Consider the following 26,983-nt stretch of genomic DNA (forward strand, 5'->3'; position numbering starts at 1 on the left):
AGCCATGCATTCTCGGCATGATCGTCTAGCCATTGGGAGATGCATGCTTCTCGCGAAAGGGTAATCCGATGACTGAACCCCCTCTCGTCCTGTGCACTTCCTCGCCCGGCTGCAGTTGCGGCGTGGCCTCCAGGTTCGACAGCGCCACCCCGCCTACCGGCGCATCATGATCGCGGTGATCGCCGTCAACTGCGCCGCCTTTATGGCCATAGCCAGCGGCGTGTCCCTGCAAGGCTCGGCGCCCCCTGGGCGCCAATGTGCTCAACTTCCTGGCCGACGCGCCACCTACGGCATCAGCCTGGCCGTGATCGGACGTTCGGTCGCCGTGCAGTCCGGGGCGGCCAATGGCCAAGGCGCCAGCCTCGTTGCGTTGGTGCTGTTATTCCTCAGCTACGCGATCTCGCGAGCCACCTCCGGGGCGCCGTCCCGTGGCATCACCGGACTGGGCCCTCTGGGCTTCTTCGCCAACGCCCTGGCCGGCTTACTGCTGGTAAGCCACTGCGCAGGCGACGCCAACGTCCGCTCGCTCTGGCTATGCGCGCGCAACGACCTTACCCAGAGCCTGGCGTCGCGGCGACCGGCGGAGCGGTCTGGCTGACCGGTTCACGATGGCCCGACCTGATAGCGGGAGCGCTACTCAGGTGAAGATTGCGCATTCTGCAATCTCGATCCACCTGCAGACGCAGCGAAAGAATCGGACGCGATCAGCGTGCGCTCGCTTAAAGATCGCTCGACGTTGCTGAATAGGTCGAGATGGCCGACGACGCGCCACTCTCGGCCTTGCATGTCGACTTTCCCTCTCCCTCACCGCGGATTGGTGGTCACTCGAAACAGTCGCAGCCCCCGAACACTGTAACAGATTGCTTGATCGCCCGAATGAAAGTATCCACCACGCGATGGCGTGGCCAATTGCGACATGGGCAAGACTGATACTGGCGGTGACCCTGGTCTCCGCCGTGTTTTTCGTCGCCCCGATCGCTGACGCCGCGACCTGCGCCCCAGAGACGACCTCGGCTCACGCCATTGTCGCTCAGGATGCAGGCGATAGCGACCAGGGCGACCTTGGCGGTGGGCACGGAGTCTGCACCCACGGCCACTGCCACCACAACGGAACCGCCCGTGCGGATGTCGCCGACGACATCGCGATGCAAATCCACGCAAGGCCGGTTCACGCCTTCCCCTCGAGTGATTTTCCGTCGTCGATCTCGCCCGACGGCCTGAAGCGTCCGCCCAGAGTCTGACACGACGTCTGCGCCGCCGTGCGCGCGATCTCGTGTCAAATTTCTGGAAGATGAATCATGCCTCCCTCACATCGCAGGCCGCCGCGTTTCGCGGTCGGCTGCGCGCTGGCCGCATTTGCGGCCGTGCTGGCCAGTCCCGCTTGGGCTGACCCCGCTCCGTCGTTCGCCGAGCTGCTCGCCCAGCTCGATCAAACCCCGGCCACCCTTGAAGCCGGCGCCCTGTCCGACGCCGCTGAAGCGCGTGTCCGCCAGGCCCGTGTCAGGCCTAATCCGACGATCGCTCTCGACGCCGAAAACGCGTTCGGCACGGGGCCCTTCTCAGGCTACGCCAACGCAGAAACCACCTTGTCGATCAGTCAGGACCTTGAGCTCTGGGGACGCCGAACCGCGCGGGTGAATGTCGCCCGCGCGGAAGCCGGAACCGCGGCGCTGCAACGGGACCTCGCCATCATCGACGCCGCCGGACGACTCGCACAGGTCTATGCCGATGCGGAAGCCGCTCAACGGCGGGCCGTGCTCGCCGAGGAAAGCCTTACCTTGACCATCGCCGATGCGAGGGCCGCCCTCGTTCTTGTCGAAGAAGGCCGTGAGCCACTGCTGCGCGGCATCCAGGGTGAAAGCGAAGCGGCTGCGGCGCGTGCCTCGCGCGATGAGGCCGTCGCGGAGCGCGACGCGGCCTTCGCGCGACTGACCGCAGTCGCCATGCTGGCGGCTCCGGTGACGACCATCGACGCCAGCCTGCTGGACCTCGCGCCTGCCGCCACCTTCGCGGCCCCGGCGGATGCGCCGACCGTTCGCGTCGCCGAGGCTCACCGCGCGGCCGCCGAACGCCGGATCGACGTGGAGCGAATCCGCTCGCGCCCGGACATCAACGCCAGCGTCGGTGTCCGTCGATACGAGATGGAGGACGCGACGGCGTTGACTTTCGGCGTCAGCATGCCGCTGCCCCTGTTCGACCGCAACCGCGGGAACATAGACGCGGCGCAGGCCGACTTCCGGGCTGCGGACGCGCGGCTTCTTGGAGCCCGTCAGGAAGCCCAGGCCGATCGCGCCGCGGCGCGGGCGCGGCTTGCCGCCTCCGTCAGCCGGGTCTCCGCCGCCGATGCAGGGGTGGCGTCCGCTGAGGAAGCCTACCGTCTGTCGCGGATTGGAACCGAAGCCGGGAGGATCTCCCAGCTCGAACTGCGGGTCACACGCACCGCCCTGATCTCAGCTCGGACTTCGGCCGTCGATGCACGCCTTGCACGTGTCCAGGCCGAGATTGAACTCGCGCGCCAGGACGGCCGCGCCCCCTTCCAAGGAGCCCAATGATGCGCAAGCGCACATCCAACAAGACGTTGCTGATCGGCGGCGCCGCCGCCGTCGTTCTGCTTGGCGGAGGCGGGCTGTTCCTGCTCACGCGCGGGCCGGACGCCGCTCCAGCCGCCGCCGAGGGTGAGGCGGGTCACGCTGAAGAAGAGGGCGCTCATGCCGAGGGCGAAGCCGGCCACGAAGGCGAGGCCGAAGCGCCGGAAGGCTTCGTCGCTCTGAGCGCGGCCCAGGCCCAGGCCGCCAACCTGATCGTGGTCGGCGTCGGTCGGGGAGGGGGCGCCGAAACCCGGCTCTCCGGGCGGGTCGAGCCCATGGTCGACGCGCGCGCCGCTGTGGCGGCGTCCGTCGGCGGGCGGGTCGAGCGGGTTCTCGTAGCTCCGGGCCAGTCGGTCCGGATCGGTCAGCCCCTGGCGAGCGTCGTCAGCGGTGAAGCGGCGACGTTCCGCGCGGACGCAGACGCGGCGGCCGCCGAAACTGAAGTGGCGCGCCAGGCTTATCAACGCAACCGCAATCTGGCGGACCAGGGCGTTGTCGCCCGACAGGAGGTCGAGGCGTCCCGCGCGCAACTGCTCAGCGCCGAAGCCGGCGCCCGCGCGGCTCGCGCGCGGTCCAGCGCGGCGGGCTCGCCCAACGCTTCGGGCCGCCTCAGCGTCACCAGCCCCATCACCGGAGTCGTGACCAGCGTCCAGGTCGGACCGGGCGGCTTCGTCGCCCCTGGCGGCGTTGTCGCCGAGGTCACCAACCCGGCCAGGGTTGAGCTCGTCTTCAACGCGCCGCCTGCTTTGGCCGCCAATGTAAGGGCCGGGGCGCCTCTGCGGGTCAGCAACCCCAGCGGCGACTTCGACGCCATCGTCACCGGCGTTGCCGCAGGCGCGGGCGGCGAAAGCGGCGCCACGGTCATTCGGGCCCGGCCGACGGGCTCTGTCCTCCCGCCGGCCGGTTCCGCCGTCACGGGGGCGATCGTGACGGGCGAGACGACCGGCGGTCTCACCGTGCCGACCGAGTCCGTCCAGACCGTCGACGGCAACACCGTCGTCTTCGTTCAGGTCCCGAACGGCTTCCAGGCCCGTCCGGTGCTCGCCGGTCGTCAGGCCGGGGGGCGGACTGAAATCCTGCGTGGCCTCACCGGGGCTGAACGGGTCGCCGGCACGAACGCCTTCCTCCTCAAAGCCGAGCTCGCCAAGGGCGAGGCCGAGCACGGTCACTAGGGGCGCACCGCATGTTCAAATTCATCATCGAACTCTCGGTCAAATTCCGATGGTTCGTGGTTCTCGCCACGGCGCTTGTCGCGGCCTACGGACTCCTCGAGCTGACACGGCTTCCCATCGACGCCGTGCCGGATATCACCAATCGCCAGGTCCAGGTGACCACGGTCGCTCCGGCGCTCGCGCCTGAACAGATCGAACGACAGGTCACCTACCCGATTGAAACCGCCATGGCCGGCATTCCCGGCCTGACCACGACCCGATCCCTCAGCCGAAACGGCTTCAGCCAGGTCACGGTCATCTTTACCGACCAGACCGACATCTATTTTGCGCGCCAGCAGGTCGCCGAACGGCTCGCGGGCGCCCGGGAGGCCATGCCTGACGGGGTGGAGCCGACCATGGCCCCGATCACCACGGGCCTCGGTGAAGTGCTGATGTGGACGATCGACTACAAGCCATTCAACAGTCAGAACCTCGCCAAGCCTGGCGAGCCGGGCTGGCAGGCGGGCGGAGCCTATCTGACGCCCGAAGGCGATCTGCTTTCGACCCCGCAGCAGCGCGCCACCTATCTGCGCACCGTGCAGGACTGGATCGTCGCGCCGCAAATGCGGACCGCCCCCGGTCTCGCCGGCGTCGACACCGTCGGCGGCTATGTGAAGGAGTATGCGGTCCGTCCGGACGCGGCGCGCCTTTCCGCCTACGGCCTGGGCATGGGCGACCTTATCCAGGCCCTCGATCGCGCCAACACTCAGGCCGGCGCAGGCTATATCCAGCGCGCTGGCGAAGCTCTGACGGTCCGCACCGACGCCTTGGCCTCCACCGTGGAAGATCTGGCTCAGGCGCCGGTCGTCAACCGGAACGGCCTGATCGTGCGGGTCGCCGATGTCGCCACGGTCGAGATCGGCCAGGCTCCGCGCCTGGGCGGCGCCAGCCGTGACGGCCACGAGGCCGTGCTCGGAACGGCGCTGATGATCGCGGGCGGCAACAGCCGCACCGTGGCCCAGGCGGCCGGGGAGCGACTCGATGAGGTTCGCAAGACTCTGCCCGCAGGGATCGAGGCGGTGACGGTCCTTGACCGTAGCGCCCTGGTCAACTCGACCATCTCGACCGTGGCCCGCAACCTCACCGAGGGCGCCCTTCTGGTCATCGTCGTGCTGTTCCTGCTGCTCGGAAACATTCGTGCGGCCAGCATCACGGCCTTGATGATCCCGATCAGCTTCCTGTTCGCCGTCATCGGCATGAATAGGTTTGGCATCAGTGGAAACCTGATGAGCTTGGGCGCGCTGGACTTCGGCCTTCTGGTCGATGGGGCGGTCATCGTCGTTGAAAGCACCTTGTTGATGCTGTCGCAGCGGCGGATCGATCTGGGACGGGCTCTGACCCGTCGGGAACGCCTTGATGTCGCCGTGGCCGCAGCTCGCAAGATGGTCAAGCCAGCCGCCTTCGGTCAGCTGATTATCCTGCTCGTCTTCACCCCCTTGCTGATGCTCGAGGGCGTCGAGGGCAAGACGTTCGTCCCCATGGGCGCAACGGTCATGCTGGCGCTCGTCGGCGCCTTCATCTTCTCCTTCACCTTCGTTCCGGCCATGACGGCCCTGCTGGTGCGGGACCCCAAGAAGGTCGAGACCGACGAACACGGCCAAGCCCACGAACATGAGACCTTCCTGCTCCGCCACGCGCGGCGTTGGATCCAGCCGGCCATCCGCGCCGCCGTCGATCGTCCTAAGATCGTGCTGATCTCGGCACTCGGCGCGGTTGTTGTCGGTGGTCTGGCCTTCTCGTCCCTGGGACGGGAGTTCATCCCCACTCTGGACGAGGGCGACATCGCCATGCAGGCGCTGCGTGTTCCCTCGGCGTCGCTGGAACAGTCCCTCGCCATGCAGATGGCGTTGGAACGGGTCATCACCGCCCAGCCGGAAGTCGAGACCATGTTCTCCAGGACCGGCACCGCCGAGGCTGCCGTCGACCCGATGCCGCCCAACATTTCGGACAGCGTCATCGTTCTGAAGGACCGCAAGGACTGGCCGGATTCAGGTCTCGAGAAGGAAGCCTTGCTCGAGCGGTTCGAAGAGCTCGCCAACCAACAGATCGGGAATAATTTCGAGTTCAGCCAACCCATCGAGCTCCGCTTCAACGAACTCATTTCCGGGGTCCGGACCGACCTCGCGGTCATGGTCTACGGCGATGACTTCGACACCATGCAGCGGGTCGCTGATGAGGTGGCCGGCGTACTGCGGCAGACCACCGGCTCCGCCGACGTTCGCGTCGAACAAGCGTCGGGCTTGCCGACGCTCACGGTCAGCGTCGATCGGTTCGCGGCGGCCAGCTACGGCCTGTCCGCAGCCGACGTTTCTGAAGCGGTCTCGGCCGCCATCGGCGGCGCGGAGGCCGGCCGGATTTTCGAGGGCGACCGTCGCTTCGACGTCGTCGTCCGTCTTCCGGACGATGCGCGCAACGATCCGGCGGCGCTCGCGGCCCTGCCGATCGTCTCTTCGACAGGCGTAACCGTGCCGCTGTCTTCGGTAGCCCGTATCCAAAGCGCCGAGGGGCCGAACCAGATCAGCCGCAACGACGGTAGCCGACGGATGGTGGTCCAGGCCAACGTTCGCGGCCGGGATCTGGGCGGCTTCGTCACCGACGCACAAACCAAGGTGGACCAAATCCAGCTCCCGCCGGGCGTCCGCCTGACCTGGGGCGGTCAGTTCGAGAACCTCAAACGGGCCGAACAACGGCTGGGCCTGGTTATTCCGATCGTCTTCGTCCTGATCGGTGTGCTGCTGTTTATGGCTCTGGGGTCGTTCTCCGAGGCTGGGCTGGTCTTCGCCTGCGTGCCCTTGGCCTTGATCGGCGGCGCCTTGGCGCTTCTCATGCGAGGGATGCCGTTCTCGGTGTCTGCGGCCGTTGGCTTCATCGCCGTCTCGGGTGTGGCGACCCTGAACGGACTTGTTTTGATGCAGGCCATTCGCGAGCGATTGCAGGCGGGGCTCGCGCCCCGGGACGCGGCGATCGAAGGGGCGTCCAGCCGATTGCGTGCGGTGTTGACGACAGCCTTGGTCGCCATTGTCGGCTTCATCCCGATGGCGCTCGCCCACGGCGCGGGGGCCGAGGTTCAGAAGCCTCTGGCGACGGTCGTCATCGGCGGCCTTCTGACCGCGACGGCCCTGACCCTGCTGGTCCTGCCGACCTTCGCGGCCAAGGCGGTGCGTCATCGCAAGGACGAGGGGGTTGAGGATTGATTGCTCGCACTCAGGATGACCGTCAGCAGCGACGCACGTTGCTGACGGTTCTCGCGCTCAACGCGGGCCTGGCATTAGCGCTCGGGATCGGCGGCTTGTCCGCCGATTCCAGCGCTCTGCTGGCCAATGCAGTGGACAACGCCTCGGACGCTGCTGTCTATCTGATCAGCTTTCTCGCGATCGGTCGGCCTGGTTCGTGGAAGCGGGGGGCGGCGCGCCTCTCGGGCGTCATGCTCCTTATCTTCGGCGCTGGCGTCCTTCTGGACGCGGGTCGTCGATTCCTCATCGGGACCGAACCGATCGGCCCGACCATGATGGGACTCTCGGTCGTCGCAGCGATCATCAACCTGATCTGCCTGCAGTTGATCCGCCGTCAGCACAGCGGCGACGTCAACATGAAGGCTGCCGAGACGTTCAGCTTTAACGACTTCGCCTCCAACGGGGGAATCCTCGTCGCCGGGGCCCTGGTGCTCTGGCTCGGCCAGGCGTGGCCGGACCTCGTCGTCGGCGTCCTCGTGGCCGCCATCGCGTTGAAGGGCGGCGTGGATATCCTGCGCGATGCGGCTAAGGATCGTCCGGCTGAGGGGGAGGGGCAATGATGCCGCTCGAGCCCTCCGACAGCGTCTCCAAGCCCGCAAGCCCCGCTTTGTCCGGCTCCTCGCCCCCTGATGACGCCTGTCGATCAGCGGTCGATATCCAATCCGTTCAACGATGGCGCAAGGCGGGCATTCTCGTCGGGGGCCTGCTTCTTGTCGTCTGCGCGGCGCTCGTCACATCCTGGCCCTTGCTCGAACATCCTGTCGAGCATCTGGGCCTGATCGCCATCATGGTTTGCATCATCGGTCGGGCTTGGTGTTCCCTTTACATCGGTGGCCGCAAGAAACAGGAGATCATATCCGCAGGACCGTATTCGGTCAGCCGCAATCCGCTGTACGTCTTCAGCTTCATCGGCGCGTTTGGCATCGGCGCCCAGTCCGGCAGCCTTAGCGTCGGTTTGGTCTTCGGATTAGCCTGCTGGGTGGTGTTTCGCATCGTGGTCGGCCGCGAAGAACGCTTCCTCTCCGACGCCTTTGGACACGACTACCAAGCTTACCGTGAGCGCACCCCTCGGTTCCTGCCCAAGCTCTCCCTATGGCGCGACGAGGCGGAAATCATGATCCGGCCGGTATTCTTCGTCCGCACGGTGCGCGACGGCTTCGTCTTTCTCCTAGCGCTTCCGCTTTTCGAAGCGATTGAGCAGCTCCAGCGGCTCGGGGGCTTTAATGCCGTCGTGCCCGTGCCCTGAGGTCGGGAGAACCGGGATGACCACCTGCGAGCGGATCGCGCTGGAACCCGCTGGCCCGGCGCGCCTTCGCCCGTGTCGCTATCCCGCCCCCTCGATCGCGGCGGTCGCCGCAAGCAGCCGCGATTCCCAACCCGCAACGGGACCCTATTTATGACCAGCACAACACTGCCGGACCATCTCCACACCAAGTCCGAGGAGCACGATCACGGTGGCGTTCTAGGCTCCAATACGGAGCTGATCTTCGCCCTGACAAGTGGCCTTGCTCTGGGCCTTGGATTCGCCCTCGAGAAACTCGCAACGGGCCTTCCCGCTTGGATTCCCCTCGCCCTCTTCCTGATCGCCTACATCTTCGGCGGCTTTTTTACGGTGCGAGAAGCGTTCGAGAACCTCCGCCAGAAGCGCTTCGAGATCGATACCTTGATGCTCGTCGCAGCCGCAGGTGCGGCGGCGCTCGGGGCCTGGGCCGAAGGCGCTCTCCTGCTGTTTCTGTTCAGCATCGGCCACGCGCTCGAACACTACGCCATGGGCCGCGCCAAACGCGCGATCGAGGCCCTGGCCGAGCTTGCCCCCCGGACAGCCCATGTGCGACGCGACGGGCAGGTCGTCGAATTGCCTGTCGAAGATTTGGTCGTCGGCGACACCGTGGTGGTGCGTCCAAACGAACGACTGCCCGCTGATGGCTTTGTCGTGGTCGGCACCACAAGCATCAACCAAGCCCCCGTGACCGGCGAAAGCATGCCTGTCGACAAGCAGCCCGTCGCGGATCCCGAGGCGGCGCGGGCGAGACCGGCCCAGGTCGGATCGCCGTCTCTCGTCTTCGCGGGCACCATCAATGGCTCAGGCGCCATCGAGATTGAGACGACCCGCACATCGAGCGACACCACCCTGGCCAAGGTGGTTCGGATGGTGAGTGAGGCCGAGACGCAGAAGTCGCCGACCCAGCGCTTCACGGACAGGTTCGAACGCATCTTCGTGCCTGTGGTGCTGGCGCTCGCCTTTGTCCTGCTGTTCGCCTGGGTCGTCGTCGATGAGCCGTTCCGCGACAGCTTCTATCGCGCCATGGCCGTGCTGGTCGCCGCGAGTCCTTGCGCGCTCGCCATCGCCACCCCGAGCGCCGTCCTCTCGGGCGTCGCCCGTGCGGCGCGCGCCGGTGTCCTGATCAAGGGCGGCGCGCCGTTGGAGAACCTCGGCTCGCTCAACGCCATCGCCTTCGACAAGACCGGCACCCTGACCGAGGGACGGCCGCGGATCACCGACGTCATGACGGTGCGCGGGACGAAGGAGGGCGATCTTCTGGCGGTCGCTGTGGCGGTCGAACGGCTCAGCGACCACCCGTTGGCGGAGGCCATCGCGCGCGACGGTGGCGCACGCTTGCGCGATACGATCATCCCGGCCGCGATCGACCTCAAGAGCCTGACGGGCAAGGGCGTGACCGCCCAGCTGCACGGCGAGACGATCTGGATAGGGAAGCCGGAGATGTTCGGCGTCGACGGCGTAGCGCCGCTCGGCGACGAAACAACCTCTGTCGTCGCTCAGTTGCGACTGCAGGGGCGAACCCTGATGGTGGTGCGACGCGGCACGCGCGATCTCGGTGTCATTGGGCTTCTTGATACGCCTCGCCCAGCAGCGCGGCCGACGCTGACCGCTCTTCGCGCCCTCGGCATCGGGCGAATGATCATGATCTCGGGCGATCACCAGAAGGCCGCACAGGCGATCGCCGGACAGGTCGGCCTGACAGAGGCTTGGGGCGACCTCATGCCCGAGGACAAGGTCGACGCCATCAAACGCCTTCGCGCTGACGGCAAGATTGCCATGGTCGGCGACGGGGTGAACGACGCCCCGGCCATGGCCACGGCGACCGTCGGTATCGCGATGGGCGCGGCTGGCTCCGATGTTGCGCTTGAGACCGCCGACGTCGCCTTGATGTCCGACGACCTGTCGCAGCTGCCCTTCACCGTCGGTCTCAGCCGACAGACGCGGCGCATCATTCTCCAGAATCTCTACGTCAGTCTCGGAATCGTCGCCTTCCTTGTGCCGGCGACGATCCTCGGCCTTGGCATCGGCCCTGCCGTGGCGCTCCACGAGGGGTCGACCCTGCTGGTGGTGTTCAACGCTCTGCGCCTGCTCGGCTACCGCGACCGAACGGCGCCCATCCTTCCCAGTGCAATCCCGGCCGCCCCCGTGGCCCCGCCGGCTCTCTCGAGGACATCGTCATGAAGCGTTTCGGATGGATTTCCGTCATCGCCGTCTTTCTCGCCCTGTCGGTCTTCGCCTTCGGGATGATCTCGCGGCAAACCCGCGAGGTCCCTGCGGCGCCGTCGGCGGCTGACTCTCGCCCGAGCGACACCGAGGCAAGCCACGCTGGCGAGACCACGGACAGCCCATCGACTCGCGCCTATCGCGAGGCCAGCGCGAAGATGCACCAGGCCATGAGCATCAACTACACGGGCGACGCCGACATCGACTTCCTGCGCGGAATGATCGCCCACCACGAGGGTGCGCTCGCAATGGCCAAGGTCGCCGTCGAGCATGGCGAAGCCCGCGACGTGCGTAATCTGGCCGATGAGATCATTGCGGCCCAGGAATCCGAAATTGTCCGGATGAGAATCCTTCTTGCGCGCCATGAGGACACGCCCGCGCCCAACGCAAGGCCCTGACGCATGGCCGGCAAACGCTTCACCGTGCGCGGCCGGAGCATTCGTTGGCGGGAAGGCCGCTATCGCCAACGAGGTAGGCGGCGGCTCCAGGCGCGCCCGCTGAAGCCACGGCCCGTGCTCGATACGCTCGTCGCCATCGGGGTCAGCCTGTTCGCAGGAGGCCTGGTCTTCTGCATGGCCCTTCTGCTGCTGGGCGCACACAAGGTGCCGCTGCATTTTGGTTACGGGGCCATTCTGGGCGGCGTGATCGGCTGCTCGTTTGTGTTTGGACCCCGCGATAGGCCCGGACTGATGGTCGTCGGAGGCTTGGTCGTCGTTTGGGTTTTGGGAACGGCCGTCCTCTACGCTTCGCGAGACCAGATCGTCCTGCGTCCACATGAGCACCGCAGCGCCGCCGCCAAGTCTGCGCCACGGAAGGCTGACTGAATGCCCGAAGCCGCGCTGACCGAGCCATCGCCTCGCCCCGTCCGGATCGCGCGCGGCGGCTGGCTGGACGCGCTGCGTTTTATCGTAGGGGCGCTGATCATCCTCTACCATTTCCGCGAGGCCGCGCCTGTGCCTCTCGGACAATTGCATCCAGTCTTCGAGCGCGGCTATCTGCTCACCGACTTCTTCATCATCGACTCCGGCTATGTCCTGGCCCGCATCTACGGTGATCGCCTCGCGTCCGGACAGGCCTCGCTGCGCGCCTATGCGCGCCAGCGCCTGCTGCGGGTCATTCCGGCCCACCTGGCGGTCAGCCTCGTCCTGGTGCTGCTCGTCGGCGGCGCCGCCCTGGCCGGGATCGCGCCCAGCAATCCGCGCTGGTTCGACTGGTCGCAACTGCCCGCGCAGGTGCTACTGGTCCAGGCCTATGGCGTGCCGGGCGGGCAGGGGTGGAACGCCCCGACCTGGACCCTCTCGGCCCTGATCGGCTGCTATCTCCTGCTGCCCTGGATCTGCCGCGCCCTGTGGCGCTGGCCGCCGGTCGCAATGGTGATCGGCGCGACGCTCCTCGTCGTCGCCGCCGATATCGCCGCCTCGCTGTGGCTCGGCGATCCGATCTACCGCCTGCCGATGCGCTACGGCATCCTGCGCGCCCTGCCGCTCTTCCTGCTCGGAGTCGCGGCGGCCTTCTACGGTTCGCGGGTCTGTGTCGCGCCGCACCGGGCCAGGGCGATCGGCCTCGCCGCCGCCTTCGCGCTCGTGGGGCTGCAGGCCTTCGGCGCCTTCAGCCTGGTGTCGCTCGGCCTGATGACCGTGATCATCTGGGCCGCCGGCGCCGTGCCGGTGCTCCGGCCGTCACGCCTGGTCGAACACCTCGCCCTGATGTCGTTCTCGATGTTCCTGACCAATGAGGTGAGCCGCATCGTCTGGTTCGGCCTGCTCGACGCCCTTGGACAGGAGGCGTGGTCGTCCGGCGTTCGCTGGGTCCTGTGGGCGATCGGCTTGGTCGGGGCGTTCGTGGCCGCCGCCGTGTTTCGCTACGGCTTCGACCGACCGGTCCAGACCTGGCTTAGTCCGTCCCGACGGGGGGGGGCGACCCGAATGTCGGCCGCCGCCACCGAACGGGCCATGGAACTGGCCGCGGGCCCCGGCGTCGCCGCGGCCGGGCGCCCGGGCCAGGCCGTCATCGACCCGCCGCGGGCTTGATCAGGGGCGCGGCTCAATGCTTGCGGGCCCGGACCCCGCGGCCGCCTCCGGCTCCGTCTGGAGGACCGGATCCCGGGCGGCGCCGGGGCGCGGCGGGCGGCAAGCCGAACACAGACCCTGGCCTTCGAGCGTGATCCGTTCGATCTCGTAGCCCGCCGCTGTCGCGGCCGCGTTCAGCGCAGCCAGGTCGGGCGCGGGAACCTCGCGACAGGAGCCGCAGCAGTCGCACAGCAGGTAAAGGGCCGGCGCGCCGGGCCGCTCGGGATCGCAGGCCACGTAGGATTTGAGGGTGGAAAGACGATGAACCAGTCCTCGGGTCTCGAGGAACTGCAGCGCCCGATAGACCGTCGCAGGCTTCGCGACGCGGGCCTCCCGGTGATACGTCGCCACGAGATCATAGGCCTTGGCCGGAGAGCCCGCGATAAGCAGGAGCTCCAGCACCCTGCGCCGGGGGCGCGTCAGCCTGTCCCCAGCGGCGGCCACGCGGGCGGCGGCTGCGCCCAAAGCGCGTTCCACCTGTGCCGCCGTCGGCGGCGCGGTCTCCCGGTCGTGCGGACAAGGCGAGGTCATCAACGGGCTGGGCCCGGCCTCCAGGTTCAGCGGACGGCGCCCTTCACTCCAACCGAACGGCGCGCTCATTTTTAGCTTGCATCTACAGTCGCTGGAGGAGGTAGCCTTGCCCTGTAGAGATCACAAGGAACAGACATGACGGCGCAAACCCTCGAAAGCCGATACCGGGTGACCGGGATGGATTGCGCCAGCTGCGGCCGCAAGATCGACACGGCGATCCGCAGGCTGCCGGGCGTCGAGGACGTGTCGGTGGCGGTGCAGACCGGCGTGCTGAAGATCAGGCATGACGGAGACCTCGCTGACGAAGCGGTCCTGCAGCAACTGCGCAACCTGGGCTACAGCGGGGAAGCGGCCTCGCCGACGTCCGGATCCGTTGCGGCGCCGGCCGGCCCGCCTCCGGCGGCCGCCGGGGCCGGGGGCGCCCCGTGGTGGTGGACCGGGAAGGCGCGCCTCACCGCGCTCTGCGGCCTGGCGCTGCTGTCCGCCTATGGACTGGGCACGCTGTTCCCCTCCCTCGAACGATACGCCTTCCTCGCCGCCCTGGCCGTGGGGTTGATTCCGATCGCGTCGCGCGCCTTTTCGGCGGCGCGCCACGGCACGCCCTTCTCCATCGAAATGCTGATGACCATCGCCGCCGTCGGCGCCGTCTTCATCGGGGCCGCGGAAGAGGCCGCCGCCGTCGTCCTGCTGTTCCTCGTCGGCGAAATGCTGGAAGGGGTGGCGGCCGGACGCGCGCGCAAGAGCATCCAGGGGCTCGCCGCCCTCGTGCCCAAGACCGCCTTCGTCGAGGTGGACGGCGTGACCACGGAAGTCGCCGCCGAGACCGTGGCGGTGGGCGCGGTCATCCTGGTCCGGCCCGGAGACCGCGTTCCCGCGGATGGCGAGATCATCGAGGGCGCGGGAGACCTCGACGAGGCCCCGGTGACGGGCGAGAGCGTGCCCAAACGCAAGGTCGTGGGCGATCCTGTGTTCGCCGGCACGATCAACGGCGGCAGCGTCCTGCGGGTGCGCGTGACGGCCTCGGCCTCGGACAACACCATCGCCCGGATGGTGCGTCTCGTCGAGGAGGCGCAGGAATCGAAATCTCCGACCGAACGGTTCATCGACCGCTTCTCGAAAATCTACACGCCGGGCGTGCTCGTGTTCGCCGCCCTCGTCGCGGTCACGCCGCCGCTGCTGTTCGGCGGAACGTGGAGCGAATGGATCTACAAGGGCCTCGCCGTGCTGCTGATCGGCTGCCCCTGCGCCCTGGTCATATCCACGCCGGCCGCCATCGCCGCCGGCCTGTCGGCGGGCGCCCGGCGCGGCCTGCTAATGAAGGGCGGGGCCGTGCTGGAAACGCTCGGCAAGATCACCGCGATCGCCTTCGACAAGACGGGGACCTTGACCGCCGGCAAGCCCGTCGTCACCGACGTCGTCGCCGGGACGCGGGACGCCTCCGCCCTGCTGACCCTGGCGGCCGCGCTGGAGACGGGATCAAGCCATCCGCTGGCCCTCGCCATCCTGGCCCGAGCCGAGGCGGATGAGATCACGGCGCCGCCGGCGTCGGCCACCCAGGCCATTGCGGGGGAGGGCGTCGAAGGCGAGGTCGGCGGCGAACGCATATTCCTCGGCTCGCCGCAGGCCGCGGCCCGGCGCGCGCCGATCTCGCCAGCCCAGGACGCAGCCATCGCCGCCCTCAACGCCGAGGGCAAGACGGTGTCCGTCCTTGTCGCCGCAGGCGGGGTGGCCGGGTTCCTCGCCATGCGTGACGAGGCGCGGCCCGATGCGGTCCAGGGTCTGGCCGACCTGAAGGCGCGGGGCATCCGCACCGTCATGCTGACGGGCGACAATCGCCGCACGGCGGAGGCGGTCGCCGCCGGGCTGGGCATCGAGCCCCGGGCCGAACTGCTGCCGCAGGACAAGCTGGTGATCGTCAAGGCGCTCCAGGCCGAAGGTCTGGTGGTCGCCAAGGTCGGGGACGGCATCAACGACGCCCCGGCCCTGGCCCAGGCGGATGTCGGCATCGCCATGGGCGGCGGCACCGACGTGGCCCTGGAGACCGCGGACGCCGCCGTCCTGCGCGGCCGGGTCAGGGACATTCCCGACATGATCGCCCTGTCCCGCGGGGTGATGGGCAATATCCGGCAAAACATAACCATCGCCTTGGGATTGAAGGCCGTCTTCCTGGTCACCACCGTGATCGGAGTGACGGGCCTGTGGCCCGCCATCCTCGCCGACACCGGAGCCACGGTCCTGGTCACGGCCAACGCCATGCGCCTGCTGCGCTGGACGCCGCGTCGACAGGCCTGACGGGAGAGAGCCGGGCTCGAAGGGCCGCGCCGGGAGGGATCCGGGTCAGCCCCTGGCCAGCGAAGGTCAGGGATTATCCGGCGCCGCGCAACCCTGCCTCCGCTCGCGGATTGCATCCCGACACGGCAAGCGACGCCGGAGCGGAGCGCAGGGTGTCATGGGCGAACAGACTGGCGATCAACCGGATGTCGATGGCGAGCGCCCCGACACCGCGAGGACCCGCGGCGAGACTGATCCGGACGCTCCCGCGACGCCGCCGAAGCTCCATATGACGGGCAGGGGTCTCAGCCCGGCCGAGTATCGCGCCCAGCACGGCGGTCACCCGCATCAGGCTGACTTTTCGCGAGGCGCCGATGGCGGCGACGACCCGGCGGAAGCGGCTGGGGCGGGCCAACCCGACAGGCCGTGAACCGGTCGCCTGACGCCCTCCGGCCGCGGGTCGGCGGTCAGGTGCCGTTGTGTCGGCCGAACACGCGGGTCGAGCCGTCGTTGAGGATCAGCACCGTCGTATAGGGTTCGCGGCCGGCGGCCTCCATGCCCGGCGAGCCCGCCGGCATGCCGGGCGCGCTCAAGGCCCTGGCGGCGGGGCGTTCGCTGAGCAGCCGATCGACATCGCCGGCGGGGACGTGGCCTTCGATGGCGTAGGCGCCGACCACCGCCGTGTGACACGAGGCCAGCCGGTCCGGAACGCCGTGCTGCGCCCGGATCGGAGCCAGATCCTCGCGCTCGACGACCTCGACGGTCCAGCCGGCCTGGCGCATGTGCGCGATCCAGCCGCCGCAGCAGCCGCACCAGGGCGTCTTGTAGGCGGTCATCCGCTTCGGCGGCGCGGCGAGGGCCGGGCCGGCGAAGGCGAGGGCCGGCAGCGCCGTCAGAAGGGCGCGTCGGGAGGGGGAGGGCGAAGAGGCGGGCATGACGGCATCCTGGCGAGCGAGGCGACGATCCTAGCCGGATCGCCGGGCGTTGACGACGCTGACGATGTCGCGGGCCGCCGTCAGGCCTGGCGCCCCCAGGACGCGAGCAGACCGCCCTGGCCCGAAAACCGGCGGGGCGTCGTGCGGGGCGAACTATGGGACATTGCGCTTCAGGTCGTCCAGCCAGACCCGGGCGCTCGCGTCCGAGGGCGCCCGCCAGTCGCCGCGCGGCGAAAGGTTGCCGCCCGAAATCACCTTGGGGCCGTTCGGCATGGCGGAGCGCTTGAACTGGCTGAGGGCGAAAAACCGGGTGACAAACACCTCCAGCCATTGCTTGATCGTCGGCAGATCATAGGCGGCGCGCGAGGCGGCCGGGAAGTGGGCCGGCCACGCCCCCGCCTCGAGATCCCGCCAAGCGTGCCAGGCCAGGAAGGCGACCTTGGAGGGACGCAGGCCGTAGCGCGTCAGGTAGAACAGGTTGAAATCCTGCAGTTCGTAGGGCCCGATCCTGGACTGCGTGCTCTGAAGCGCGTCCGCGGCGGCCTGCGGCACCAGCTCGGGCGAGATCTCCGTGCCCAGCACGCCAAGCAAGGTCGCCGAGGCCGCCTCGTCCAACTGCCCGGTGGCCGCGACCCAGCGGATCAGGTGCTGGATGAGGGTCTTGGGGACCGAGCCGTTGACGTTGTAGTGGCTCATGTGATCGCCGACGCCGTAGGTCTGCCAGCCCAGCGCCGACTCGGACAGGTTGCCTGTGCCGAGCACCAGGCCCTCGCGCTGGTTGGCGAGCCGGAACAGGAAGTCGCTCCTCAGCCCGGCCTGGACGTTTTCGAAGGTGACGTCGTAGACCGGTTCGCCGCGGGCGAACGGGTGGCCGATCGCCTCCAGCATCGTCCGCGCCGCGGGCCGGATGTCGATCTCTTCGCCCGTCACCCCGAGGCTTCGCATCAGGGCCCAGGCGTTGCGCTTGGTGCCCTCGCTGGTGGCGAAGCCGGGCATGGTGAAGCCCAGGATGTCCGTGCGCGGACGGCCCAGGGCGTCGAAGGCCTTCGCCGCGACCATCAGGGCGTGGGTGGAGTCGAGGCCGCCGGAGACGCCGACCACGACGCGCCTGACGCCCGCCGCGTCGAGGCGCTTGGCGAGGCCCTGCACCTGGATGTTGAAGGCTTCATAGCAATCCTGGTCCAGCCGGGCCGGATCGTCCGGCACGAACGGAAACCGGTCGTGCGGCCGCAGCAGCCCGATATCGACGTGCTCCGCCGCATGCTCGAAGGCGATCCGCCGGAAAGCGTGCTCGGGGTGGCCGGCGGCGGCGGCGGCGTTGTTGAAGGTGGGCGTCCGCAGCCGCTCGAGGCGCATGCGTTCGACGTCCACGTCCGCCACGGCCATCTGGGCGACGTCCGGGAAGCGGCGGGTCGCGGCCAGCAGACGGCCGAGCTCGTGGATGGTCGCCTGCCCGTCCCAGGCCAGGTCGGTGGTGCTCTCGCCGGGCCCGGCCGCGGCGTAGAGGTAGGCGGCCTGGCATCGCATCGACTGCGAGGCGCAGAGCAGCGCGCGCTCGTCGGCCTTGCCGACCACGATGTTGGACGCCGACAGGTTGCAGAGCAGGGTGGCTCCCGCCAGCGCCGCCAGGGTCGAGGGCGGGGTGGCGGCCCAGAAGTCCTCGCAGAGCTCCATGTGGAAGACGAAGTCCGGGACGTCGCTGGCCTCGATGATCAGGTCGGTCCCGAACGGCGCCCTCTGCCCGGCGACGGCGATGTCCAGGCCGCGCACGCCGGCGCCGGGGGCGAACCAGCGGTTCTCGTAATACTCCCGATAGTTCGGAAGGAAGCTCTTGGGCACGACCCCCAGGACGCGGCCCCGGGCGAGGGCGACGGCGCAATTGTAGAGCCGTCCGTTGCGGACGAGGGGCGCTCCCACCACCAGCACCGGCTGCAGGTCCCGGCTCGCCTGCACGAGCTCGGCGAGCGCGGCGTTCACCGCCTGAAGGAGGGCGTCCTGGAGCAGGAGGTCGTCGATCGCATAGGCGGACAGGCCCAGCTCCGGAAACAGCATGAGGTCGGCGCCGCGGGCGTGTCCCTCCCGCGCCAGTTTCAGGGTCTCGAGGAGGTTGGCCGCCGGATCGGCCACGGCGATGCGCGGCGTGCAAACCGCCACACGCACGAACCCCTGCGCCCGGTTGGAATAGAGTTCATGCGCTCGGCCTCCTTTGGCGTCGACCGGTACAGGAGCGGCCCGGCGCCCGGCAAGTTGCGCCCTCCGTCGCGCGCCGCGGCCGCCCGAGCTCGGGCCCGCCGTCATCGCGGGCAGGCGGAGCTCGCTGTCGAGGGCGTCGCGGCGCCCCCGACGGCGGCCTACGGCCGCACGGCCGCGTAGAGGGAGATCGACCCGGTCGGGGTGGGAATCCGCCGCGTCTCGCTCACGGCCTCGAAGCCGGCTTCGCGCATGAGGTCCGGGAGCACGCCGAGCGCATTGGGCTCGGTGTGCTCGAAGCCGTCCAGCATCTGAACCTGCCGGAAGAGCAGGCGCATCAAGGGATTCGCCTGGCGGCCGGCGTCGGCCATATGCAGCCGGCCGCCGGGTCGAAGCGCGCCCAGGCAGGCGGCGAGGATCGCCCGCTTCACGGGCATCGGGCATTGATGCAGCACCAGGCTCGAGACCACCTTGTCCGCGGCCGCGCCCGGCAGGATCGCGGTCAGCGCGTCCCCGTAGCCGGCTCGCCATTCCACGTGGACCCCGGCCCGGCGAGCCTTGTCGCGCGCGATCTCCAGCACCGCCTTGTCGGGATCGACGCCGATGAGGCGCGATCCCGGCGACGCCGTCTTGAGCTGGATCGCGAAGGTCCCGGTGCCGCAGCCGACGTCGAGGATTGTCTCGCCAGGCTGCGGATCGGCTTCCGACAGCAGGGCGCACCGCCAGCGACGCTCCCGGGTCATGACGGCCAGCACCCTGTCGTAGGCGCCGGTGAGCTCGTGGCGACCGAGCGCGGGGACGAAGTCTCTGTCCTGGTTCATGGCGACGAGCATCGCCTGGATTCGGGCTCGCCGCTTGAACGAAGCGGCTGCTCAGCCGGAGGGGACCAGGCGCCGCGGCTGCACCCCGAACATCGCCTTCATCGTCCGCGCGAGGTGCGCGCCGTCGGAGAAGCCGGCCTCATGGGCGGCGGTGGTCACGTCGACCCCGCCCGCCAGCAGTGTCGCCGCAAGCTGCAGCCGCCGCCAGAGGACGAACCGCTTGAACGACAAGCCTTGCGCTTCGGCGAAGACGTGACGGAACCGGTCGGCCGACAAACCCGCGCGGCCCGCAGCCGCATCGAGCCGCACGGGGCCTTCCGAGAGCGCGGCGTCGATGAACGTCAGGACGCCGGCCATCCAGGACACCGCGGGCGCGGCCGGCTCGCCTCCGGCTCCGCCCGCCTGGTCCGACCAGAACCGCCGACGGCCCTCGGCCGCCAGCACGTGGGCGCTGGACGCGCGGACGAGCACGGCCCGAAGCGCCGCGCGCGCCTCCACGCCCAGACTTCCCGGCTCGAAAAACAGGATCTCGGCCTGCGCCGCGGCGCCGAGCCGATGGCCCACGAGCGGATCGACGAGAAACGCCGTGGCGCGAAGGACGCGGCCGCCCGCAGTCTCGACGGCGATCGGCCGGTCGGCGAACACCGCCTGCGCCGCGAGGTGCCGGTGAAGCGCGTTGTCGCCGACCGCGCCGCGCCACCGCGCCCAGCCCGGGCCGATCTGCAGACCCCCGCGCCAGGCGCCGTCAGGGCTCACCGGCGCGCCACAGGCGGGAAACGACGCCGGATGGGGTCAGTCACGGTCCCGGCCCCCGGATCGGCCGCGGCGATCTCGCTCGTCGCGGCGGTCGGATCGCGCGGGCTCGTCGGCGTCGTCCTCGAGGCGCTCTTCCCGCGCCCCGGACGCCACGCCGGCGGGACCGATTCGCCAGCTCACGACGGCGACCACCAGGAGCACCAGCAGCAGGGCGGCGGCCACCGAGCCCCGGCGGGACCGCCCAAGAAGATCCGACGCGGGCGCCCGTCGTTGAGGAGTCAGATCGATGGACCTCAGCAGGCACGACAGGCGTGCCTCGCCCGACCTTGAGGGCATTCCGTTCATGTCGCTCATGTCACCCACCTCCTTCAAGATCGAACTCGGGTACTCCAAGGCGAGTTCCAACGCTGCGGTCCCTCAGTCCACGGTTCGGCTTGTTCGCACGACATCCCCGCGCCGAGCGCCGCCTCGAAGCCCATTCGGGTTCGGACCGAAACAACTCGGACAGTCGGCACTGTCCATCTTCACGCCGCTTTGAAGCCGTCTGCTGAACCCATAAAGGCTCGACGCGGCGGAGAAGCCAAAGGTTCCCCGCCGCGTCGTCAACCCGGACGCCGCCGCCCCGTGCGACGACAGTCCGGCAGCAGGGGATTACTGCGGCCGAATCGCCTTCACTTCGCCCGCGCTGCCTGTAACGACCAGATCAAACTCGACCCGGTCGCCGACCTTCGCCTGGTCAATCAGGGCGGGTGACGCCGCGAAGCCCATGGTCATCGCGGGCCATTCCAGACTGGCGATCGGCTCGTGCTCGATCGTGATCTTGCCGCCCTCCGCGTCGATGGCCGAAATCACCCCGCGCGCGGTCGCGGACTCCTCTCCGGCCGCCGACGACATGGCGTCCATCTCCGCGGGCGCCGCGGGGGCAACGGCGGAACCGGTGGCGGCTGGGGTTTCCGTCTCCGTCGCCGGCTGCTGACTGCAGGCCGCCAGGGCAATGACCGCCCCGGCTGACAGGCTCAGGCCGAGGGCGAGCCTGGCCGACTTCACGAACAGGTTTTTCATAGGGTAGCTCCTTGGGTGGGGGTTTGGGTGGGACGTGATTTCCGGCGTCTCAGGAGGAGATAGCCGGCTGGGATGACGAGCATCGACAGGAGGGGCGCGGTGATCATGCCGCCAATGACTGGCGCCGCGATCCGGGTCATGATCTCCGACCCCGCGCCGTGGCCGATCAGGATCGGGAACAGACCGCCCAAGATCACGGCGACCGTCATCGCCTTGGGCCGGACCCGCAGAAGGGCGCCCTCGCGAACGGCCTCCTCGACCTGCTCCCGGTCGGGATCAGGTCCTCGATCCTTCAGCGCATGTTTGAGATAGATCAGCATCACGACGCCGAACTCCGCCGACAGGCCAGCGAGGGCGATGAAGCCAACCCCGGTCGCGACCGACTGATCGAAGCCCATCAGATAGAGCAACCAGAAGCCGCCGGTCAGGGCGAATGGCAGGGTGCCCATGATGAGGAGGGCTTCGTCGAAGCGCCCGAAGGTCAGATAGAGCAGGATGAAGATGATCACGAGCGTGGCCGGAACCACGATCTTTAGCCGCTCGGCCGCCCGTTCCAGATATTCGAACTGGCCGGAGTAGGCGATGCTGACGCCCGGCGCGAGATCCACCTCGCTGGCGACCGCCTGACGCAGATCGGCGACGACAGACGCGAGGTCGCGCCCCCGAGTGTCGACATAGACCCAGGTGGTCAGCCTGCCGTTCTCGGACTTGAGCATCGGCGGGCCGTCCGCGATCTGGATATTGGTGACCGTGCCAAGGGTGATCTGCTGGCCCGACGGCGTCAGCATCGGCAGGGCGCGCAGTTGCTCCAGACTGTCGCGCAATTCTCTCGGGTAACGGACGCTGATCGGATAGCGGGCGAGCCCCTCCACCGTCTGTCCGATCGTCTCGCCGCCCACGGCGCCCGATACGATCGATTGGACATCGGCGATGTTCAGGCCGTAGCGGGCCGCCGCGCGCCGGTCGATGTCGATGTCGACATAACGCCCGCCGGTCAGGCGTTCGGCCAAGGCGGAGGTCACGCCCGGTACGGTCCTGGCGACATCGGCCACCTGGGCCGCGATACGGTCCATCGCGGCCAGGTCAGAGCCGGACACCTTGACGCCGACGGGGCTCTTGATGCCCGTCGCCAGCATGTCGATGCGATTTCGGATGGGAGGGACCCAGACGTTGGACAGTCCGGGGACCTGAACCGCGCGATCGAGTTCTTCGATCAGTTTTTCCGGGGTCATGCCCGGCCGCCATTCATCGCGCGGCTTGAACTGGATGGTGGTCTCGAACATCTCCAGCGGAGCCGGATCCGTGGCGGTTTCCGCCCGGCCCGCCTTGCCGAACACGGTCGCCACTTCGGGCACGGTGCGGATCATCCGGTCCGTCTGTTGCAGCAGTTCCGCGGCCTTGGCCGGGGAGAGACCCGGCTGGGCCGAAGGCATATACAGCAGGTCGCCCTCGTCCATCGCCGGCATGAATTCGCCGCCGAGCTGGCTAAGAGGCCAGGCGGTGGTGGCGAAGATCAGCAAGGCTGCCACCAAGGTCTTTCTGGGATGATGCAGCACCCAGTCCAATGGCCCGCGATAGATGCGCGTGAGCCAGCGATTGATCGGATTGCTCTGTTCGGCCGGGATCCGTCCGCGGATCAGATAGCCCATCAGAACCGGCACGAGAGTGATGGACAGGATCGCCGCCGCCGCCATCGCATAGCTCTTGGTAAAGGCTAGGGGCGCGAACAGCCGGCCCTCCTGGGCCTGCAGGCTGAACACCGGGATGAACGACAGGGTGATGATCAGCAGGCTCAGGAACAGCGCGGGGCCGACCTCCACGGCCGCCTCGGTGATGACCTTCCAGCGATCTTCGCCCGCCAGCTTTTCATCCGGGTGATCGTGTTCCCATCGTTCGATGTGTTTGTGGGCGTTCTCGATCATGACCACCGCCGCATCCACCATGGCGCCGATGGCGATGGCGATGCCGCCCAGCGACATGATGTTGGCGTTCACGCCCTGAAGATTCATGATCAGGAAGGCCGCCAGGACGCCCAGCGGCAGGGTCAGGATGGCGACCAGCGCCGACCGGGCGTGCCAGAGGAACAGGCCGCAGACCAGGGCGACGACTATGAACTCCTCGATCAGCTTGCCGCTCAGATTGTCGATCGCCCGGTCGATGAGCTGCGAGCGATCGTAGGTCGTCACCACTTCGACTCCCGGGGGCAGTCCGGCTTTGAGCGTCTCGAGTTTCTCGGTCACGGCCGCGATCGTGGCGCGGGCGTTTGCGCCGGATCGAAGGATGACGACGCCGCCCGCGACCTCGCCTTCGCCGTTGAGCTCGGCTATGCCGCGTCTCATCTCCGGGCCGATCTGGATGGTCGCGACATCCCCGAGGCTGATCGGCACGCCTCCAGCCGCCGTGCGGAGCGGCACGGCCCGGAAGTCGTCGAGCTCGGTCAGATAGCCGTTGGCGCGGATCATGTATTCGGCTTCGGCGAGCTGGAGCACCGAGCCGCCCGTCTCGCCGTTGGCGCGCTGGAGAGCGTCCACCACCGCCTGATGGGTGACGCCGTAGGACGCGAGCCTGACGGGGTCGAGCACCACCTGGTATTGCCGCACCATGCCGCCCAGGCTGGCGACCTCGGCGACCCCCGGCACGGTCTTCAGCTCGTAGCGGAGGAACCAATCCTGCAGGCTTCGCAATTGCGCCAGATCGTTGCGGCCTGTGCGATCGACCAGGGCGTATTCATAGACCCAGCCTACGCCGGTGGCGTCCGGACCAAGTGCCGGTTGGGCGGTCGCGGGAAGCCGCGCCTGCACCTGGCTGAGGTATTCGAGGACCCGGGAACGCGCCCAGTAGAGGTCCGTCCCATCTTCGAACAGCACATAGACGAAGCTGTCGCCGAAGAAGGAATAGCCTCGAACCGTTCGCGCGCCGGGTACGGACAGCATGGTGGTCGCCAGAGGATAGGTGACCTGGTTCTCGACGATCTGGGGCGCCTGCCCCGGGTAGCTGGTGCGAATGATGACCTGCACGTCCGACAGGTCCGGCAAGGCGTCGACCGGCGTACTGCGAACCGCGAACAGGCCGGCGGCGAGCAGGGCGACGGCGGCCATAAGGACGAGGAAGCGCCCCTTGACCGAGGCGCGAATGACCGCGGCGATCATTGGCTCGACCTCCCGCGCGAGGCGGGCGCGGCCATGGATGCGCCCGTTGGGGCGGCGGTGGCGGGCCGGGACGTCGGGCCGATCGGCCGCGCCGTTACGCCTGACAGGCTGGCTTCGGAATCGATCAGGAACTGCCCCGACGCGACGATCCGTTCGCCTTCCCTGAGACCGGCGAGGATCTCGGTTTGCCCCCCGGCTTCTCGCCCGACACGGACCTCGGCCGGTTGATACCGGCCTTCCGGCCGGGCGAGCATGACAATGTCCCGTTCACCCGTTCGGATCACCGCCTCGGTCGGCACGAGCAACGCCGTCGTCGAACCGCCGCCGAAGGTGATCCGGCCGAACATGCCGGGGCGCAAACGGCCCCCGCGATTGGCCATTTCGATCCGTCCCGTGACCGTGCGGCTGTCGCCGACGAGTTCCGGCAACAGGGCGGTCAGACGACCCGTGAACCGCTCTCCCGGGAACGCGGTCAAAGCCACCTCGACGGACTGTCCGACCCTTAGCCGGCTCCCCAGCGCCTCCGGGATGGCGGCATTGACCCAGACGGTGGCCAGGCCGTTGATCTCGGCCAAGGTCATGCCTTGGGTCACGCTCATGCCGGCGCGCACGCCCAGGGTCTTGATCACGCCGCCAGTGGGCGTTGAGATCGTGATCGTGTTTCGCGCCCGCCCGCTGCGCTCCACCGAGGCGATCAGGCTCTCGGACATGCCCATCAGCACCAGTCGCTGCCGCGCCGCCTGGATCAGGGGCGTGTTGCCGGTGCGCCGTACGGCCAGATATTCCGTCTGGGCGCCGCCCCAGGTCGGGATGAGCAAATCGACCAGAGGCGCGCCCGCAGCGATGACATCGCCCGGCGCGCGGTTGTAGACTCGCTGCACGAAGCCGTCGGCCCGCGACTGGACCACGGCGATGTCGCGTTCATTGTAATCGACCACCGCCGTGGCGCTCAGATCGCCCTCAAGGTCGCCACGGCGAGCCGTGGCATACCGGACCCCCAAATTCTGGGCCAGCGCCGGATCGATTCGAACGCCGGGGGTGGCGGTCGTTCCCCCCTCATCGGCATATTTGGGGATGGTCTCCATGTTCATGGACGACTTCCCCGGCCCCGGGTAGCGTTCGTTTGGAACCATGGGATCGTACCAATAGAGGATCTCGCGCTCCCCTCCCCCCTCGGCGGTCTCACCGCCGGCCCCATCCAGCCGCGGAGCGACGACGATGCCGGCCCCGACGCCGACCCCGACCAAAAGAAGCGCGCCCATGGCGATGCCCAGGCGTTTGTTGCGAAGGGCGTTCATCGGTCGTCGTTCCCATAGGTGAGAGTGATCTCGACCACTTGACGCATCACGGCGGCCTCGCGATCGAGCGTGTCGAGCCGGGCGTTGGCCACGGCGGTGAAGGCTTCGAGAACTTCAACGATGCCCGCCCGACCCGCCGCATAGCTCGCGGTTTCGAGATCGGAACGCTGAAGGACACTGGGCAGAACGACGTCGCGCGACCGGACCCATTGATCGTGAGCGGTCGCGTATTCGGCCAGGGCGCTTCGCAGCGACGCGGTCAACACGCGCTCAGCGTCCTCACGCTCGGCGGTGACCCGCAGCGCATCAGCGGCGCGCGCGGCGATGACGGGATCCTGCCTTCGACCGGGAAAGATCGGCAGCCGCACGCTCGCTCCGACGGAGAACAGATCGCCGAACCGCTCATCGCGGCGGGCGTAGCTGGCTTGGAACGACCAGTCCGGGCGACGTCCGGCGCGGGCCAGGTCGACCTCGGCTTCGGCGCGGCGCGCGGCGGCTCCATAGGCCCGCACGGTCGGCAGCTGGGCGATGCCGTTCCGCAAGGCGGTCAGGTCGAGATCGTCCTGCGGCGGCGGGCCAACCGTCTCGGGATCGGCGTCGCCCGTCCACCGGGCGAGTTCGGCTCGCGCCTTCTCGATGTCGGCGGCGAGACTGCTGCGGCGATCGTCAAGATCGGCTTTGAGCTGAACGGGCCCGAGAGCGTTGGCGGGCCGATAGGCGCCGGACGCGACTCCGGCCGGGGCGGCGTCCCACAGGGGTTGCAACGTCGCCAGCAGCTCTTCCAACGCCGCAAAGCGGCGTTCGGCATAGAACAGGTCGATCCACGCAAGGCCCACGGCGACCCGGACCTCTCGTCGCGCGACGGACTCCTCAGCGCCGGCGACGCCGATCGCCGCCTCGGCGATGTCTCGCTCGGCGCGACGACGCGCGCGGCTGGGCACCTCCTGCTCGACGCCGATCCTGAGCATGGTGAAGTCTTCATCGAATTGCCCCGCGAACGGCCCGGTCACCGGATATCCGTCGAGACCGACGGAGAGCCGGGGGTCCGGCAGAAGCCCCGCTGCCGGAACGGCCGCACGAGCGGCGTCGACACCCAATGCGCTGGCGCGCAGACTGGGTGCGCTGAACGCCGCGCGGGCCAGGGCCTCGTCGAACGTCTGGGGGTCAGCCTGGGCCGGCGCGGTCCAGACGCTCAGGAGCAGAACGGAAGCGGGAAGGATCGCCCAGCTTGCGGTTAGCTCACGGCACCGGGTGGGCGCCGAAGCCTCGGCTCGCCGCGTCGTGACGCGCGGCAGGCGGACACGGGGCGGCTGACAAGCAGACGCGCGTGTCGCCGTCCTCAAACGAATGGTCATGAAATTCCT

General features: G+C 68.6%; 23 protein-coding genes and 1 pseudogene. 12 read left to right on the forward strand and 12 right to left on the reverse strand.

Annotation, left to right across the window (positions count from 1 at the left end; all coding sequences use genetic code 11):
• The first annotated feature begins 166 nt into the window (after positions 1 to 166).
• On the forward strand, positions 167 to 598 hold the full coding sequence (locus GGR11_RS12640) for a hypothetical protein (RefSeq protein WP_008262257.1): 432 nt from the start codon (positions 167 to 169) through the stop codon (positions 596 to 598).
• 223 nt (positions 599 to 821) lie between these two features.
• Here the strand turns inward: GGR11_RS12640 and GGR11_RS17010 are convergent, their stop codons facing one another.
• A complete protein-coding gene (locus GGR11_RS17010; protein WP_353738804.1) occupies positions 822 to 1,091 on the reverse strand; it encodes a hypothetical protein in 270 nt (89 codons plus the stop codon).
• Here GGR11_RS17010 and GGR11_RS16785 point away from each other — a divergent pair.
• The 10 genes from GGR11_RS16785 (at position 975) to GGR11_RS12690 (ending at position 12,567) form a co-directional block, all read left to right on the forward strand.
• Positions 975 to 1,241, forward strand: coding sequence for a hypothetical protein (locus tag GGR11_RS16785; protein WP_353738805.1), 267 nt, complete (start codon positions 975 to 977; stop codon positions 1,239 to 1,241). The two genes, GGR11_RS17010 and GGR11_RS16785, sit on opposite strands and share 117 nt — an antisense overlap.
• A 57-nt stretch (positions 1,242 to 1,298) precedes the next feature.
• The gene (locus GGR11_RS12650) at positions 1,299 to 2,552 is read left to right on the forward strand and encodes a TolC family protein (protein WP_135194152.1); all 1,254 of its coding nucleotides are present in this window, start codon (positions 1,299 to 1,301) and stop codon (positions 2,550 to 2,552) included.
• Positions 2,552 to 3,760 carry an efflux RND transporter periplasmic adaptor subunit gene (locus tag GGR11_RS12655; RefSeq protein WP_112863179.1) on the forward strand — a complete coding sequence of 403 codons (1,209 nt, stop codon included), beginning with the start codon at positions 2,552 to 2,554 and terminating at the stop codon, positions 3,758 to 3,760. The genes GGR11_RS12650 and GGR11_RS12655 overlap by 1 nt, the downstream gene beginning before the upstream one ends.
• Before the next feature lie 11 nt (positions 3,761 to 3,771).
• Positions 3,772 to 6,993 (forward strand): efflux RND transporter permease subunit, encoded by a 3,222-nt coding sequence (locus GGR11_RS12660; RefSeq protein WP_112863180.1) that lies wholly within the window; start codon positions 3,772 to 3,774, stop codon positions 6,991 to 6,993.
• A 38-nt stretch (positions 6,994 to 7,031) separates the two neighbouring features.
• On the forward strand, positions 7,032 to 7,592 hold the full coding sequence (locus GGR11_RS12665) for a cation efflux transmembrane domain-containing protein (protein WP_008261511.1): 561 nt from the start codon (positions 7,032 to 7,034) through the stop codon (positions 7,590 to 7,592).
• Positions 7,589 to 8,278: a methyltransferase family protein gene (locus GGR11_RS12670; protein WP_008264189.1), complete on the forward strand. Its 690-nt coding sequence runs from the start codon at positions 7,589 to 7,591 to the stop codon at positions 8,276 to 8,278. The genes GGR11_RS12665 and GGR11_RS12670 overlap by 4 nt, the downstream gene beginning before the upstream one ends.
• A 150-nt stretch (positions 8,279 to 8,428) precedes the next feature.
• Complete coding sequence (locus tag GGR11_RS12675) at positions 8,429 to 10,495, forward strand: heavy metal translocating P-type ATPase (RefSeq protein WP_088582519.1); 2,067 nt, start codon at positions 8,429 to 8,431, stop codon at positions 10,493 to 10,495.
• Positions 10,492 to 10,935 (forward strand): CopM family metallochaperone, encoded by a 444-nt coding sequence (gene copM, locus GGR11_RS12680; protein WP_088582518.1) that lies wholly within the window; start codon positions 10,492 to 10,494, stop codon positions 10,933 to 10,935. Before GGR11_RS12675 ends, copM begins: the two co-directional genes overlap by 4 nt.
• 3 nt (positions 10,936 to 10,938) lie before the next feature.
• Positions 10,939 to 11,361, forward strand: a complete 423-nt coding sequence (locus tag GGR11_RS12685; RefSeq protein WP_112863181.1) for a hypothetical protein — start codon at positions 10,939 to 10,941, stop codon at positions 11,359 to 11,361.
• Positions 11,362 to 12,567, forward strand: a complete 1,206-nt coding sequence (locus GGR11_RS12690) for an acyltransferase family protein (RefSeq protein WP_183197507.1) — start codon at positions 11,362 to 11,364, stop codon at positions 12,565 to 12,567.
• Here the strand turns inward: GGR11_RS12690 and GGR11_RS12695 are convergent, their stop codons facing one another.
• The gene (locus GGR11_RS12695) at positions 12,568 to 13,206 is read right to left on the reverse strand and encodes a Fur family transcriptional regulator (RefSeq protein ID WP_240612159.1); all 639 of its coding nucleotides are present in this window, start codon (positions 13,204 to 13,206) and stop codon (positions 12,568 to 12,570) included. It lies immediately after the preceding gene.
• Between the two features lie 66 nt (positions 13,207 to 13,272).
• On the opposite strand from GGR11_RS12695, the gene GGR11_RS12700 reads away from it, so the two are divergent.
• Entirely contained in the window at positions 13,273 to 15,429 is a 2,157-nt protein-coding gene (locus GGR11_RS12700) for a heavy metal translocating P-type ATPase (protein WP_183197508.1), read from the forward strand.
• Between the two features lie 73 nt (positions 15,430 to 15,502).
• Here GGR11_RS12700 and GGR11_RS12705 read toward each other — a convergent pair whose 3' ends face one another.
• The 10 genes and pseudogenes from GGR11_RS12705 to GGR11_RS12750 form a co-directional block, all read right to left on the reverse strand.
• Positions 15,503 to 15,823 (reverse strand): hypothetical protein, encoded by a 321-nt coding sequence (locus GGR11_RS12705; RefSeq protein ID WP_035307574.1) that lies wholly within the window; start codon positions 15,821 to 15,823, stop codon positions 15,503 to 15,505.
• Between the two features lie 52 nt (positions 15,824 to 15,875).
• Positions 15,876 to 16,343: a DUF411 domain-containing protein gene (locus GGR11_RS12710; RefSeq protein ID WP_035307575.1), complete on the reverse strand. Its 468-nt coding sequence runs from the start codon at positions 16,341 to 16,343 to the stop codon at positions 15,876 to 15,878.
• Between the two features lie 153 nt (positions 16,344 to 16,496).
• A pseudogene (locus GGR11_RS12715) lies at positions 16,497 to 18,527 on the reverse strand (NAD(+) synthase); the annotation flags it as partial.
• A gap of 167 nt (positions 18,528 to 18,694) precedes the next feature.
• The gene (locus GGR11_RS12720) at positions 18,695 to 19,366 is read right to left on the reverse strand and encodes a class I SAM-dependent methyltransferase (RefSeq protein ID WP_230307678.1); all 672 of its coding nucleotides are present in this window, start codon (positions 19,364 to 19,366) and stop codon (positions 18,695 to 18,697) included.
• Between the two features lie 39 nt (positions 19,367 to 19,405).
• Positions 19,406 to 20,110 carry a helix-turn-helix transcriptional regulator gene (locus GGR11_RS16960; RefSeq protein WP_052004914.1) on the reverse strand — a complete coding sequence of 235 codons (705 nt, stop codon included), beginning with the start codon at positions 20,108 to 20,110 and terminating at the stop codon, positions 19,406 to 19,408.
• A gap of 36 nt (positions 20,111 to 20,146) precedes the next feature.
• Complete coding sequence (locus tag GGR11_RS12730) at positions 20,147 to 20,464, reverse strand: hypothetical protein (protein WP_135194148.1); 318 nt, start codon at positions 20,462 to 20,464, stop codon at positions 20,147 to 20,149.
• Between the two features lie 297 nt (positions 20,465 to 20,761).
• The gene (locus tag GGR11_RS12735) at positions 20,762 to 21,172 is read right to left on the reverse strand and encodes a copper-binding protein (protein WP_035307582.1); all 411 of its coding nucleotides are present in this window, start codon (positions 21,170 to 21,172) and stop codon (positions 20,762 to 20,764) included.
• Complete coding sequence (locus GGR11_RS12740; protein WP_112863184.1) at positions 21,169 to 24,321, reverse strand: efflux RND transporter permease subunit; 3,153 nt, start codon at positions 24,319 to 24,321, stop codon at positions 21,169 to 21,171. The genes GGR11_RS12735 and GGR11_RS12740 overlap by 4 nt, the downstream gene beginning before the upstream one ends.
• Positions 24,318 to 25,619 (reverse strand): efflux RND transporter periplasmic adaptor subunit, encoded by a 1,302-nt coding sequence (locus GGR11_RS12745; protein WP_112863185.1) that lies wholly within the window; start codon positions 25,617 to 25,619, stop codon positions 24,318 to 24,320. The genes GGR11_RS12740 and GGR11_RS12745 overlap by 4 nt, the downstream gene beginning before the upstream one ends.
• Positions 25,616 to 26,974, reverse strand: coding sequence for a TolC family protein (locus GGR11_RS12750; RefSeq protein WP_135194144.1), 1,359 nt, complete (start codon positions 26,972 to 26,974; stop codon positions 25,616 to 25,618). The genes GGR11_RS12745 and GGR11_RS12750 overlap by 4 nt, the downstream gene beginning before the upstream one ends.
• Between the last annotated feature and the right edge of the window lie 9 nt (positions 26,975 to 26,983).

Origin of the sequence: Brevundimonas mediterranea, assembly GCF_014196125.1 — a bacterium.
GTDB classification, from domain to species: Bacteria; Pseudomonadota; Alphaproteobacteria; order Caulobacterales; family Caulobacteraceae; genus Brevundimonas; species Brevundimonas mediterranea.